Origin of the sequence: Chitinophaga sp. YIM B06452 (genome assembly GCF_039655965.1) — a bacterium.
In the GTDB taxonomy this organism is placed as follows: Bacteria; Bacteroidota; Bacteroidia; order Chitinophagales; family Chitinophagaceae; genus Chitinophaga.
On record NZ_JAWLKY010000002.1, the window covers coordinates 1,500,122 to 1,512,849 of the forward strand.

The following is a 12,728-nucleotide window of genomic DNA, read 5'->3' on the forward strand; positions in this document are numbered from 1 at the left end:
TATTTTGCGTATTTATTTTTTCTTGGCATCCTTCTCTGCAGCAGCTTCTTCCTGTTTCAGCTGACGCGTCATTACAACGGAAGCAACCGGGATACGGGGAGAGTTGAGGATTTCAATGCCTTCAGCTTTCACGTCTTCCACACGGATGTTTTCGTTGAGGTCCAGGTTGGTGATGTCCACTTCCAGGTTCTCACGGAGGTGTTTCGGCAGCGCCTTAACCTTCAGTGATTTCATTTTCACTACCAGTTTGCCACCGCCTTTTACGCCGATGGACTGGCCGGTGAGTTTCAGCGGCAGGGTGGCAACCACTTTTTTGTCTTCCACCAGTTCCAGGAAGTCCACGTGTGTGAGCTCGTCTGTAACAGTGTCGAACTGGAGATCTTTCAGGATGCAGCGGTAAGATTTACCGTCCAGTTTGATCTCAGCAAGCTGGAAGTCAGCGGTGTACACCAGGCTCTTAAACGCAGTGGCAGGAGCGGAAAAGCTCACTGTATCTGCACCCCCGTAAATAACGCAAGGCACTTTTTCCTCAGAACGGAGAAGGCGGGTGGCTTGTTTGCCGAATTCGCTCCTGAGTTGTCCTTCGATGGTTATTGTTTTCATTGTTTAAACATTTATGATATAAAAGAATACACTTGTTTATTGCATCCGGCGGTTGCTGTGAACGAACAGGCTGGTGATGGACTTGTTCTCATGCATGTTGCGGATCGCCACTGCAAAAAGGTCTGCCACGCTGATCACTTTCACTTTTGAGCTTTGCTGTTTGAGCGGGATGGTATCGCATACCACCAGTTCTTCCAGCACCGAATTTTCAATGTTCTCGTACGCTTTGCCGCTGAATACGGGATGCGTACAGAATGCCCTTACGCTTCTTGCTCCCTTTTCCATCAGCAGGGCGGCTGATTTGGTGAGGGTTCCCGCTGTGTCACAGATGTCGTCTATCAGCACAATATCCCGGTCCGTCACATCACCGATCACCACCATGGAGGCAATTTCGTTTGCCCTTTTGCGGTGCTTGTCGCAGATCACCATTTCGGCGTTGAAATAGCTGGCCACTTCGCGCACCCGGGTGGTAGAACCCACGTCAGGGGACGCAAAGGTAAGGTTTTTAAGCTTCAGATTCTCTATATACGGGATAAAAATGGCAGAACTGTCCAGGTGGTCCACCGGGATATCGAAGAAACCCTGTATCTGCGGAGCATGTAAGTCCATGGTTATCACCCTGTTAGCCCCTGCCGCGGTGAGCAGGTTGGCGATCAGTTTGGAACCGATGGCCACACGGGGTTTGTCTTTCCTGTCTTGCCGGGCAAACCCGAAATACGGGATAACAGCCGTGATATAGCCTGCGGAGGCGCGCTTGGCGGCGTCTATCATGAGCAGCAGCTCCATGAGGTTGTCAGAAGGCGCACTGGTGCCCTGGACGAGGAAAACATAATGGCCGCGGATGCTTTCCAGAAAAACCGGCTGAAATTCGCCGTCACTGAATTTCTGAATATTCACCTTACCCAGCCCGTTTCCATATCTGGCGGCGATACGCTCTGCCAGTGCGGGATTACTGTTCCCTGTGAAGATTTTTACCGATGGATTCATGATAAAGAAAGAAGTTGCAAAACTATGACTTTATAGTGGATATGTCAGAAAAAAAATCAGGGGGAAATGTTGAAAAGAAAATGCTAAAAATATTAGCAAAACCAGAGGAGGATTTGTACATTTGGGTATGGAAAAAAGGATGTTTGTTAACCAGGGGCTGTTACCCCCGATCTCTGCTTTTCTGCCTTCCAGGCTGCCGGCCATTAAAGATTGGCCTGAAGATGACAGGCCCCGTGAGAAAGTACTGTACAACGGCGTTCGTACGCTTAGCCATGCGGAGCTGCTGGCCATCCTGATCAACTGCGGCAATAAGGAACGCTCCGCGCTGGAGCTGGCCAAAGATATCCTCCACAGCTGCAACAACAATCTTACCGAGCTCAGCCGCCTCGAAATTTCGCAGTTATGCAGCTTTCCCGGCATCGGGGTCAAAAAGGCGGTAACTATCCTGGCGGCGCTGGAGTTGTGCAGGCGCAAGCAGATCGGCCCGCTCCGCCGCAAGGCCCTGGTGCGCACGGCCAGGGAAGCTTCCTGCTGGCTGCGGCCGCTGCTAACCGACCAATTCTATGAGAGCTTTTACGTGCTCTTCCTCAATCACGCCAACCGCCTGCTGCATCATGCCTGCATCAGCACCGGCGGCATTACATCCACCACCGTCGATCCCCGGGTGGTTTTCAAAACAGCCCTGAACTACAAGGCCACCAAGCTTTTCCTGGTTCACAACCATCCTTCCGGCAACCTCCGGCCCAGCCGGGCAGACGTGAGCATCACCCGCAAGCTGAAGCAGGGCGGCAATATGCTGGATATCCAGGTAGTAGATCATATCATCGTTACCGAAAACGGATACTTCAGTCTTTTGGAAGACGGGCTGATGGACGATTGAGGAGGAGGCCGCAGTATTTTCGTTTTTTGAAGAAAGAGGCGACCGGGGAAGTTGTGGTAACGGCGATGCCGGCCTTTCGCTTTTGAAAGGACGAACCGGTTTAGGATCAGGAGAAAACTGGTATTCGCCTTCGTGAAGCGGGTAATGAAGGAAGTGTCGGTGGAAACAACGCTACCGCAGCAACGTTGCCACCCCTTTCTGGAACACCCGGTTCCCCAGTTCTGTATCCGTATATTCAAGCACCCAGGCGTAGGTGCCGGTCATTGCAGGAGAGCCGTTGATCTTGCCGTCCCATTTATGCGTCCAGCTGCGCGATTCAAACACCAGCTGGCCATTCCGCGCGAACACGCGGAACACAAGGTCCGCTGTTTTATACCCGTTCAGCGGGTACAGGAAATCATTCACGCCGTCGTTATTCGGCGTAAAGGCCGTGGGCACGGCCACACGGCAGCTGGGAACGGTTTTCAGGGTATGGACCGCTGTGTCTTCGCACATCAGGTTATCGGTTACGATCAATCTTACCTGGTATACCTGCTCGCGGCTGTTCATAGGGAAGCGGAAAGGCTGCGGCGTTGCGAGCCGCGTACCGGCGCCAAAACCAAAATCCCAGCGGTGGCCAGTGATATTACCTATGCTCTGGTTGGTAAAAGTAGCCATGTCTAACGGGCAAAGCACAGGCGTGCCTATCGTGAAAGCTGCGGTGAGCGTATTATTCAGCAGGATATTTTCGGTATGCTCCGCTTCGCAGACGCCGTTGCTCACTTTCAGGTTCACTGTTTTCTGGCCGAACAGGCTGTACACTTTGATGGGCGATTGCGTGTTGCGGGTATCGCCGTCCTCGAAAGTCCAGTTCCAGGAATTGACGCCGTGGGCGCCGTTGTGATGGAGGAAGATAGTGTCGTAGGTACAATCCAGGCGCACGCGGTTGTCGAAGCGGGCGTTAACGGTATCCCTGGTCGCGAAGGGCACCATCTGGCCCAGCGGTGTTTCCACGCTGCATTCGCTGACGAGCGTATTGCCGTCTGTGCCACGCACCAGGTCTATCCTGAAATTGCCTTCCAGGTATACCGGGCCGTTGAGCAGCAGCTCGAGGGTGTCAGCCAGCTGGCCGGCACAATTGGTGGTTGCAGCCACTACATTCACGGCAGGACCGGTGCCGCTGATCCTGAAATCGCTGCCGTTGGCCGCTACGGAGCTGCACAATACAGGACTGCTCAACAGCACCCTGATCCTGTCAGGCTTGCAGCCGATTGGCGCTATCCTGTCGAAAGGCACAGCCTGCGGCACAGGTACGCTGACGGCGATGCTGCGGCCCGCGGCGATGGGATTGTCGCAGGCGTCGAGCAGCGTATTGCCGTCTGAACCAGTTTTTACCTGCAGTGTATAGTTCCCCGCGGGTAAAGGACGGTCCAGCATCAGCACCACCGAATCCATATCGAACCCGTTGCCGCAATTCACCCCGGTGGCCCTGATGATATTGGCCGTGCTGCCGGTCAGTACAAAATCGCTGCCATTGGCGGCGAGCGTATTGCAGCGGAACAACTTGTTGAATTTGACAGTGATCCTGTTATTGAGGCAGCGGTATTCGGCGCGGGAGAACTCTCCTGTTTTAGGATCGGTGATCACGGCAGTGCCGCCGCCGAAAGCGAGCTCATAACCGCTTTGGTTGTGATCGGTGAAGTGGCTCACCAGCAAAAGATAATCGTGCCCTACCTGGAGCGTCGGCATGCTGCTCCATTTCGGGTATGCCCTGCCTTCGCAGTTCATCAGGCGCGTGCCGGTGTTGTTGGCGCCGGTAAGACCTTCTATTTCACTCCAGTTGCCCGCCACCTGTATGGAAGCATTAGTGTATACTTCGTTCAGGTTCCGGCCGGTCACGTCAAACAACTGCCAGTCGTAATCATCGTTCAGGTTGTTGGGAGTGATGGTAAAACCCAGCGTGCCTGCCTGGTAGCAGGTGAACTTATACCAGAAGGGATTCCTGTCGGTAAACTCGGTAGGCGGGTTAGCGTCCCGGCAGGAAGGCATATTGATCTTCCTGCCCGCACAGGGCGGCACAGATGCCTGCTTCAGCTCTTTGGTACCGCAGATGGGGAACGCGCTTTGCGGCGTCTGGCCTATCACGGTACAGTTCTGCGCCATCGCGCAGCGAACTGTCAGCACCAGGGTCAATATGATCAGGAAGAAAAAACGCATGGAATTATTTGAGCCAATATAGAATTAATATATAAAGTAATAACATACGCTTTTGTTACATTTGCAGGAATTTTCTATAAAAACTCAATTCATGCTCAAAATAGGTTTGTTCGGTGTAGGGCATTTAGGCAAGATCCATTTATCCCAGCTTGCCACGATGAAAGATGTGGAAGTAACCGGATTTTTTGATCCCAATGATGATAATGCCCGCGGCGTTCACGAGCAATACGAGATCAAACGTTTCGATTCCGCGGAAGAACTGATCATGGCTTCGGATGCCATAGACATTGTTGCCCCTACCACCCAACATTTTTCACTCTGCGAAATGGCTATCCGCAACGGCAAGCATGTATTCGTGGAAAAGCCCATGACCAATACCATGGAAGAAGCCAAACTGCTGGTAAAACTGGTGGAGGAAGCCAATATCAAATTCCAGGTGGGGCATGTTGAAAGATTCAACCCGGCCTTTCTCGCGCTGAAGGGTGTAGACCTCAACCCGATGTTCATCGAGGTGCACCGCCTCGCTGAATTCAACCCGCGCGGTACGGACGTGAGCGTGATCCTGGACCTGATGATCCATGACATCGACATCGTGCTGAGCATTGTGAAATCCAGCATCAGCCGCATTTCCGCAAGCGGTGTGGCCGTCATGAGCGATACGCCCGATATTGCCAACGTACGTATCGAGTTCCACAACGGCTGCGTGGCCAACCTTACTTCCAGCCGCATTTCCCTCAAAAAAATGAGAAAGATGCGCCTCTTCCAGAAAGACGCTTACATCGGTATCGACTTCCTGGACAAAAAAACAGAGATCATCAAGCTCAAAACGCCTGCAGACGAAGGGCTCTTTACGCTGGACATCGCTACCAACAACGGCAAAAAGACCATTGCCATCGCGAACCCGGAGATCAAACAATCCAACGCCATCCGCATGGAGCTGGAGTTGTTCCGCGACGCCATCCTCGAAAACAAACCCGTGGCTGTGAACGTGATAGATGGTTTCCAGGCGCTTGAAGCCGCGCACCAGATCCTGCAAAAGATCGGGAAAGGCCAGCAGCAGCCCGAGTAGACAGCCCTGCTGTAACATTCCGGCGTACAGCACCGTTTCATTTTAAACCTGGAAGATGAAAACAACCCTGTACTGCTTACTCGTATTTGCCTGTTGCGCACTTGCCTGCAAACGCAACAAAACTCCGTCGCCTTATATCCAGCTTGGGTATGAAACAACCGGCTGTTCCAACCCCTGGTCCGCTGAAATTGACGGCAACGTCGCGCTGGAAGTCAGCCTGCGTAAATGGCTGGATGAGGAAAAAGATATCCAGGCGCATGAACTCAAAATCGTCAGGGTTAGTGCGGGCGATGGCTGTTACGCCTGCCACTGCAAAACCGGCCATGAGATCAGGATCGGCGTAAGTGCCGATGACGTGAAGAAAGCGGAAGATCTGGGTTTCACGAAACGATAATGCTATAAACCATGCCCGGCCAGGAAAGCGTTGGCGATTGCCAGATCCACGGGCCGGGTGATCTTGATATTTTGCTCCTCTCCTTCCACGAGATGAATTTCTTCTCCCGCCCTTTCCGCTACACTGGCTTCATCCGTAAATAAAGGATCGTAAGGCTGTGTGAAGGCAGGTTGCAGCACTTCGGATAAAAATGTCTGGGGCGTTTGTATGATCCTGAAGCGGCTGCGGTCTACAGCCATATTCCCTTCGTCGTCCACTTCGCGGATACTGTCCTTCATTTCAACAGCGGGAATGGCATTACCTTTCGCCAGCGCGCCTTCATAACAGCGACGGATCAACGAAGGACTCAGCAGCGGGCGCACCCCGTCGTGCACAAAAATGACAGCGCTCTGCCGGATCACATCCAGGCCGTTCTTCACAGAATGGAAACGGGTTTCACCGCTATGCACCAGCGTAATGGAAGGCGGCCTGTCAAAAGCCGTGAGCAATGTTGCAATGTAACCCTGGTGCGCTTCCGGCACCACCAGCACGATATGCATATCGTCGTACGCCTGCAGGAACGCGCTGATGGTATGATACAGCAAAGGCTTACCGCCGATTTCCATGAACTGCTTGGGCGTGGCGCTGCCCATCCGGGTACCGGAACCTCCGGCAACGATAACGGCTATTTTGATCCTGTCGGCCATGAATACGAAGTAAGGTAATTTTTATAAAAAAAGGCAAACAGCGTGTTACTGTTTGCCTTTCCGGTAATGTTTTGTTTCATCAGATGATGAGCATTGCATCGCCATAACTGAAGAAGCGGTATTTTTCCTTGATGGCCTGCTGGTACGCTTCCATGATCAGGTCGTAACCGGCAAAGGCGCATACCATGATCAGGAGGCTGGTTTTGGGCAGGTGGAAATTGGTCACCAGCGCGTTCGGGATAGAGAAATCGTACGGCGGGTGAATGAAGGTGTTGGTCCAGCCTTCCGCTGCTTTCAGGTGGTTCTGCGCAGTAACGGAAGATTCCACGGCGCGCACGGTGGTGGTACCGATCGCGCAGATCTTGCGGTTCTCTTCTTTCGCCTTGTTTACGATCTTCACCGCATATTCATCGATGTGGAAATATTCCGCATCCATTTTATGCTTGCTCAGGTCTTCCACCTCGATGGGGCGGAAAGTACCAAGACCGGTGTGCAGGGTCACCTCCGCAAACTTCACGCCCTTGATCTCCAGGCGTTTGATCAGCTCGCGGCTGAAGTGCAGGCCGGCGGTAGGCGCGGCTACTGCTCCTTCGTACTTGGCGTAAACGGTCTGGTAACGCTCTTTATCGTCTTCTTCCGGTTTGCGCTTGATGTACTTGGGAAGGGGTGTTTCTCCCAGGCTGTCCAGCACAGCTTTGAACTCCTCATCGTTGCCTTCGAACAGGAAACGGATGGTACGGCCGCGGGAGGTGGTGTTGTCGATCACTTCAGCTACCAGGCTCTCATCATCTCCAAAATACAGCTTGTTGCCTACCCTGATCTTCCTCGCGGGATCAACGATCACGTCCCAGAGACGGTTCTGCTTGTTGAGCTCACGGAGCAAAAACACCTCGATCTTGGCGCCGGTCTTCTCCTTACGGCCGTAAAGGCGCGCAGGAAATACCTTGGTGTTGTTTACCACCATTACGTCTTTGTCGTTGAAATAACCGAGGATGTCTTTGAATACCTTGTGCTCAATCTTGCCTGTTGCGCGGTTGACAACCATCAGGCGGCTCTCGTCTCTTGTCTTGGAGGGATGTTGTGCGATCAGGTTTAACGGCAGATCGAACTTGAATTGTGATAATTTCATATTACGGTATGAATGAATTTAAAGTGTGCAAAGGTACGGAATATAACATACTTTACGAAAAAAGGTTCACCGCCCCGGGATAGCGGCTATCAGTTCACGGGTATAAGCACTCTTCGGGTGATGGTAAACTTCCCGCGCATGGCCGATCTCCGCGATCTTACCCTTATTCATCACCATCATCCGGTCGCTCATAAAATGCACGACGGAAAGGTTGTGCGAAATGAAAATATAGGTGAAATTGAATTCCTGCTGCAGCCGGGTCAGCAAATTGAGCACCTGGGCCTGCACACTCACGTCCAGCGCGGAAACAGATTCGTCGCAGATGATGAACTCCGGGTTCACGGCCAGCGCCCGGGCAATCACCACCCTCTGCCGCTGCCCGCCGGAGAATTCGTGGGGGTACCGGTGATAGTGCTCAGGCAGGAGGTTCACCTTTTCCAGCAGTTCCAGCACTTTTTCCCTGCGGGTACGGTCATTGTCGTACAAACCATGCACCGCCATCGGTTCCAGGATGGCCTGGCCCACGGTAAGGCGGGGATTGAGGGAAGAATATGGGTCCTGGAAGATCAGCTGGATATGCCTGCGCATGGCGCGCATCTCTTTGGCGCCCAGGCTGCGGAGGTCTTTGCCCCGGTAATGGATACTGCCGTGGGTAGGCTCTATCAGCCTTAAAAGCGTGCGGCTGAGGGTGGTTTTCCCGCAGCCCGATTCCCCTACCAGCCCCAGCGTTTCACCTTCCCGCACTTCAAAGCTTACGTCATCCACCGCTTTGGTATAGCTCCGCACCTTGCCCAGCAGGCTCTTTTTACCCGGGAACCAGGTGCTGAGGCCCTCCACTTTCAGCAATGGCGGGCGGGTGCTCAGCAAATCCTCTCTTGCTTTTTGCGCTGCATCGGGCAATACCAGCGAGCGCACGAACGCGTCCACATTGGCCGCCTGGCCGCCTTCTGTAAAGTCCCGCACTACGGGCAGGCGCCGGAGGCGAAGGTCCAGCGGGGGGCGGCAGGCCAGCAGCCCTTTGGTATAGGGATGCTGCGGCCTGTTGAAAATATCTTCCACGGCGCCTTCTTCCACGATCTCACCCTTGTACATCACGGCTACCCGGCTGGCAATTTCGGCGATCACGCCCAGGTCGTGGGTGATAAAAATAACGCTCATGCCCATCTCCTGCTGCAATTCGCGGAGCAGCTCCAGGATAGTTTTCTGCACGGTAACGTCCAGCGCGGTGGTGGGCTCGTCCGCAATCAGCAGGCGCGGCCCGCAGGATACGGCCATGGCGATCATCACCCGCTGTTTCTGCCCGCCGGACAGCTCATGCGGGTATTTGTCGAAAGCCTCCTGCGGATCGGGTATCCGCACCCGTTCGAACAGGGCGATGGTTTGTTTCCTCGCGGCAGCCACGGAAACCTTTTTGTGCAGCCTGATCGCCTCCGCCACCTGCCGCCCGCAGGTATGCAGCGGGTTCAGCGAGGTCATGGGTTCCTGGAAGATCATGGCTATTTCCTGCCCGCGGTAACTGCGGAGCGCCATGGGCGGCAGTTCCAGCAAATCTGTGGCCGCTTTGCCATCCGGCTGATACAGTATCTTTCCCCCGCTGATGTTACCCGGCGCAGCGATCAGCCGCATCAGGCTCAGCGCCGTCACGGACTTGCCGGAACCGGACTCGCCGACGATGCCGAGAATTTCTCCCGGCTGAATGTCCAGTGAAATGCCTTTTACAGCCGTTACAAGACTTTCTTCAGTACGGAAAGTGACCTCTAAGTTGCGGATGGATACGAGCGGAGCGGAACTCAAAAGCGCAGGTGTTTAACGGTTTGGTGACTGTTGATCAGGTTCTTCAGGGAATCCACCCCTATTTTCAGGTGACGTTCCACGTATTCATTGGTCACCTTTTTATCGCTTTCTTCTGTCTTAACGCCTTCGGGCACCATTGGCTGGTCAGACACGAGGAGCAGCGCCCCGGTCGGGATCTTGTTATAGAAGCCTACCGAGAAGATGGTGGCCGTTTCCATGTCTATCGCCATGGCGCGGATGCGTTCCAGGTATTTTTTGAATTCGGCGTCGTGCTCCCACACGCGGCGGTTGGTGCTGTAGCAGGTGCCCGTCCAGTAGTCGCAGCCGTATTCGCGGATGGTGGTGGAAATGGCCTTCTGAAGGGCGAAGGCAGGAAGGGCGGGCACTTCGGCGGGAAAATAGTCGTTGGAAGTACCTTCCCCGCGGATGGCCGCAATGGGTAGTATCAGGTCGCCGATGGCATTTTTCTTTTTCAGTCCCCCGCATTTGCCGAGGAACAGCACGGCGCTGGGAGAAATGGCACTGAGCAGGTCCATTACGGTAGCCGCGCCGGGGCTGCCCATCCCGAAATTTATAATGGTAATGTCGCCGGAAGTACAGCATTGCATAGGCCGGTCTGCGCCAATGATCTTGGCATTGTTCCATTTGGCAAACATCGTCACGTAATTGGAAAAATTAGTGAGCAGGATATGCGAGCCGAAGTTCTCCAGCTTCTCTCCTGTGTAGCGGGGAAGCCAATTAGCTACTATCTCTTCTTTCGTCTTCATAGCTTTTTGACAAGTGAATGTAATGTTTTTTCCCGAAAGCGCCGCGAGTTGCATAGTTTTACAGCATGATCGCGATACAGTTCCCCCCTCCCGATTTCAAGATCACCGCCAGCAACGGGCAGGAGATGATCTTTGACCCCTTCCGTAAAAAATACGTGAGCCTGACGCCGGAAGAGTGGGTGCGACAGAATTTCCTCAATTACCTCGTCAAAAGCCGGCAATATCCCGGCGCACTGCTGAGCATAGAAAAGGAAATGAACCTGGGAGAGCTGAGAAAACGCTGCGACATCGTGGTGTACACCCGGGAGGCCGCTCCCTGGATGATCGTGGAGTGCAAGGAAATGGGCGTGCCGCTGGGGCTGCCGGTGCTGGAGCAGATCGTGCGGTACCATATGGCCCTGCCGGCGCCTTACCTGGTGATCACGAACGGTACCAATACCTGGTGCTGCAAGCTGAACACCGAAGCGGGGAGCTGGGAATTTGAGAACGACCTGCCGGATTACCCGCCTGTTGCACCACCTGCGGAGCCTGAAATGCCGCATCACCCTGAACTTCCCGGGGCATGATCTCCCTGTAACAATACAAGCCCGTTTGGGGGTAAAAGCGTTCAAACCGTAGGGATGCCGTAGGGTAAAAGCGTTCAAACTATATGGTAAAAGCGTTGAAACCGTAAGGATACCATAGGGTAAAAGCGTTCAAACCATAAGGATGCCTGAACGAAAAATGGCCAGGCATGCGCCCGGCCATCTCCGCCTTTAAAAATAAAATCCGGTCAGGGGAAAATGCCCAGCTGCTCGTATGCCACGCCCACCTTGTCGATGGCGCAAACATAAGCCGCGGTACGCATGTCCCTGATCTTCTTATGTTCGAGTGATTTCTCGCGAACTTCGTGGAGGGCGGTGATCATGGTCTCTTCCAGGCCGGAATACACCAGGTCCACCTCATCAGCGCCGTGAGCGATGAATTTCCTTTCTTTTTCAGATACCTTTTTACCGGTCAGCTCTTCGATCTGGCCGAGGATGTGCACGTTCATGTTCTCATCGAAGCGTTTGCCGAGGCGGCCGTAGCGCACGTGGCTGAGGTTTTTCAGCCATTCGAAATAAGAAACGGTCACGCCGCCGGCGTTCAGGAACATGTCCGGCACTACGATCACGCCTTTTTTGGCGAGGATCTCGTCTGCCTCAGGCGTCAGCGGGCCGTTGGCGGCTTCGCCGATGATCTTCGCCTTGATGCGGGGCGCATTCTCTTCGTGGATCACGTTTTCCAGCGCGGCGGGTATCAGGATGTCGCATTCCAGTTCCAGGCCGTCTGTATTCTTTTTGAGGGTCTTGGAGCCGGGGAAGCCGGTGATGGAGCCGGTTTCGTTGCGGTGTTTCAGCACAGCGTCGGGGTCCATGCCTTTGGAGTTGTAGATAGCGCCGTCGTACTCAATAAGGCCGATCACTTTGGCGCCGGCTTCATGGAAATATTTCGCGGCGTGGTAACCCACGTTGCCCATACCCTGCACCACCACGGTTTTACCTTCGATGCCGGGCTCCAGGCCGATCTTTTTCATGTCTTCCTTCACATTGCACAGCTCGCGGAGACCGTAGAACACACCGAGGCCGGTGGCTTCCTTACGGCCGCGCACGCCGCCCATAGGCACGGGTTTACCGGTTACGCAGCCGTAACCGTCAATTTCCCCGGGGCGGAGGCTCATGTAGGTATCCAGTATCCAGCTCATTTCACGTTCGCCGGTACCATAATCCGGGGCGGGCACATCGATGCCGGGGCCGATGAAGTTCTTCTTCACCAGTTCCGCAGTGTAGCGGCGTGTAATGTTTTCGAGCTGGAAGGGGGTGTAGTTGCGGGGATTGATCTTGATGCCGCCTTTCGCGCCGCCGAAAGGCACATTCACGATGGCGCATTTGTAGGTCATCAGCGCGGCGAGGGCCATCACTTCATCCTGGTTCACTTCTTCGCTGAAGCGGATACCGCCTTTACAGGGCAGTTTGTGGTGGGAGTGTTGCACACGGTATGCCTCAATTACGTCGATGCTGTCCCCTACTCTCACGGGGAATTTAATACGGTATACAGCGTTACAGGCTTTGATCTGTTCCAGTATCCCTTTTTCCCATTTGGTGAACTGAGCGGCTTTGTCGAAGCTCATTTCCACGCTGTGGAAAAAGTTATAGTGCTGTTCTTGCGTCAGCGCTTTTGCTTTAGCCATAAAAAACGGTTTAG

The 12,728-nt window shown here is 53.9% G+C and carries 12 protein-coding genes; 4 read left to right on the forward strand and 8 right to left on the reverse strand.

All coding sequences use genetic code 11. The features are described from left to right. Positions 1–12: 12 nt before the first annotated feature. Together R3I13_RS16045 and R3I13_RS16050 are read right to left on the reverse strand one after the other, a co-directional pair. Positions 13–603: a 50S ribosomal protein L25 gene (locus R3I13_RS16045; protein WP_346318965.1), complete on the reverse strand. Its 591-nt coding sequence runs from the start codon at positions 601–603 to the stop codon at positions 13–15. Between the two features lie 36 nt (positions 604–639). Continuing rightward, the gene (locus R3I13_RS16050; RefSeq protein WP_346318966.1) at positions 640–1,590 is read right to left on the reverse strand and encodes a ribose-phosphate pyrophosphokinase; all 951 of its coding nucleotides are present in this window, start codon (positions 1,588–1,590) and stop codon (positions 640–642) included. Between the two features lie 127 nt (positions 1,591–1,717). On the opposite strand from R3I13_RS16050, the gene radC reads away from it, so the two are divergent. Then, a complete protein-coding gene (gene radC / locus R3I13_RS16055) occupies positions 1,718–2,470 on the forward strand; it encodes a DNA repair protein RadC (RefSeq protein ID WP_346318967.1) in 753 nt (250 codons plus the stop codon). Positions 2,471–2,641: 171 nt separating this feature from the next. Here radC and R3I13_RS16060 read toward each other — a convergent pair whose 3' ends face one another. Beyond that, complete coding sequence (locus tag R3I13_RS16060) at positions 2,642–4,666, reverse strand: gliding motility-associated C-terminal domain-containing protein (protein WP_346318968.1); 2,025 nt, start codon at positions 4,664–4,666, stop codon at positions 2,642–2,644. Positions 4,667–4,757: 91 nt separating this feature from the next. Between R3I13_RS16060 and R3I13_RS16065 the strand changes: the two genes are divergently transcribed. Together R3I13_RS16065 and R3I13_RS16070 are read left to right on the forward strand one after the other, a co-directional pair. Then, positions 4,758–5,735: a Gfo/Idh/MocA family oxidoreductase gene (locus tag R3I13_RS16065; protein WP_346318969.1), complete on the forward strand. Its 978-nt coding sequence runs from the start codon at positions 4,758–4,760 to the stop codon at positions 5,733–5,735. Positions 5,736–5,790: 55 nt separating this feature from the next. Further along, positions 5,791–6,129, forward strand: a complete 339-nt coding sequence (locus tag R3I13_RS16070; protein ID WP_346318970.1) for a hypothetical protein — start codon at positions 5,791–5,793, stop codon at positions 6,127–6,129. Between the two features lie 2 nt (positions 6,130–6,131). Here the strand turns inward: R3I13_RS16070 and R3I13_RS16075 are convergent, their stop codons facing one another. The 4 genes from R3I13_RS16075 to R3I13_RS16090 all read right to left on the reverse strand — a co-directional run bounded on the left by R3I13_RS16075 (position 6,132) and on the right by R3I13_RS16090 (position 10,505). Further along, positions 6,132–6,815 (reverse strand): 2-C-methyl-D-erythritol 4-phosphate cytidylyltransferase, encoded by a 684-nt coding sequence (locus R3I13_RS16075; protein ID WP_346318971.1) that lies wholly within the window; start codon positions 6,813–6,815, stop codon positions 6,132–6,134. Positions 6,816–6,894: 79 nt separating this feature from the next. Then, complete coding sequence (queA, locus tag R3I13_RS16080; protein ID WP_346318972.1) at positions 6,895–7,944, reverse strand: tRNA preQ1(34) S-adenosylmethionine ribosyltransferase-isomerase QueA; 1,050 nt, start codon at positions 7,942–7,944, stop codon at positions 6,895–6,897. A 66-nt stretch (positions 7,945–8,010) separates the two neighbouring features. Next, positions 8,011–9,738, reverse strand: a complete 1,728-nt coding sequence (locus R3I13_RS16085; RefSeq protein WP_346318973.1) for an ABC transporter ATP-binding protein — start codon at positions 9,736–9,738, stop codon at positions 8,011–8,013. After that, entirely contained in the window at positions 9,735–10,505 is a 771-nt protein-coding gene (locus tag R3I13_RS16090; RefSeq protein WP_346318974.1) for an AMP nucleosidase, read from the reverse strand. Before R3I13_RS16090 ends, R3I13_RS16085 begins: the two co-directional genes overlap by 4 nt. Positions 10,506–10,570: 65 nt before the next feature. Between R3I13_RS16090 and R3I13_RS16095 the strand changes: the two genes are divergently transcribed. Beyond that, a complete protein-coding gene (locus R3I13_RS16095) occupies positions 10,571–11,071 on the forward strand; it encodes a type I restriction enzyme HsdR N-terminal domain-containing protein (protein ID WP_346318975.1) in 501 nt (166 codons plus the stop codon). A 206-nt stretch (positions 11,072–11,277) separates the two neighbouring features. On the opposite strand, the gene R3I13_RS16100 is transcribed toward R3I13_RS16095, so the two are convergent. Next, on the reverse strand, positions 11,278–12,714 hold the full coding sequence (locus R3I13_RS16100) for a Glu/Leu/Phe/Val dehydrogenase (protein ID WP_346318976.1): 1,437 nt from the start codon (positions 12,712–12,714) through the stop codon (positions 11,278–11,280). Between the last annotated feature and the right edge of the window lie 14 nt (positions 12,715–12,728).

Excerpts from the sequence above, each read along its gene's own strand:
- R3I13_RS16045 (WP_346318965.1), bottom strand. The coding sequence starts at position 603 with ATGAAAACAATAACCATCGAAGGACAACTCAGGAGCGAATTCGGCAAA.
- R3I13_RS16050 (WP_346318966.1), bottom strand. The coding sequence starts at position 1,590 with ATGAATCCATCGGTAAAAATCTTCACAGGGAACAGTAATCCCGCACTG.
- radC (WP_346318967.1), top strand. The coding sequence starts at position 1,718 with ATGGAAAAAAGGATGTTTGTTAACCAGGGGCTGTTACCCCCGATCTCT.
- R3I13_RS16060 (WP_346318968.1), bottom strand. The coding sequence starts at position 4,666 with ATGCGTTTTTTCTTCCTGATCATATTGACCCTGGTGCTGACAGTTCGC.
- R3I13_RS16065 (WP_346318969.1), top strand. The coding sequence starts at position 4,758 with ATGCTCAAAATAGGTTTGTTCGGTGTAGGGCATTTAGGCAAGATCCAT.
- R3I13_RS16070 (WP_346318970.1), top strand. The coding sequence starts at position 5,791 with ATGAAAACAACCCTGTACTGCTTACTCGTATTTGCCTGTTGCGCACTT.
- R3I13_RS16075 (WP_346318971.1), bottom strand. The coding sequence starts at position 6,815 with ATGGCCGACAGGATCAAAATAGCCGTTATCGTTGCCGGAGGTTCCGGT.
- queA (WP_346318972.1), bottom strand. The coding sequence starts at position 7,944 with ATGAAATTATCACAATTCAAGTTCGATCTGCCGTTAAACCTGATCGCA.
- R3I13_RS16090 (WP_346318974.1), bottom strand. The coding sequence starts at position 10,505 with ATGAAGACGAAAGAAGAGATAGTAGCTAATTGGCTTCCCCGCTACACA.
- R3I13_RS16095 (WP_346318975.1), top strand. The coding sequence starts at position 10,571 with ATGATCGCGATACAGTTCCCCCCTCCCGATTTCAAGATCACCGCCAGC.
- R3I13_RS16100 (WP_346318976.1), bottom strand. The coding sequence starts at position 12,714 with ATGGCTAAAGCAAAAGCGCTGACGCAAGAACAGCACTATAACTTTTTC.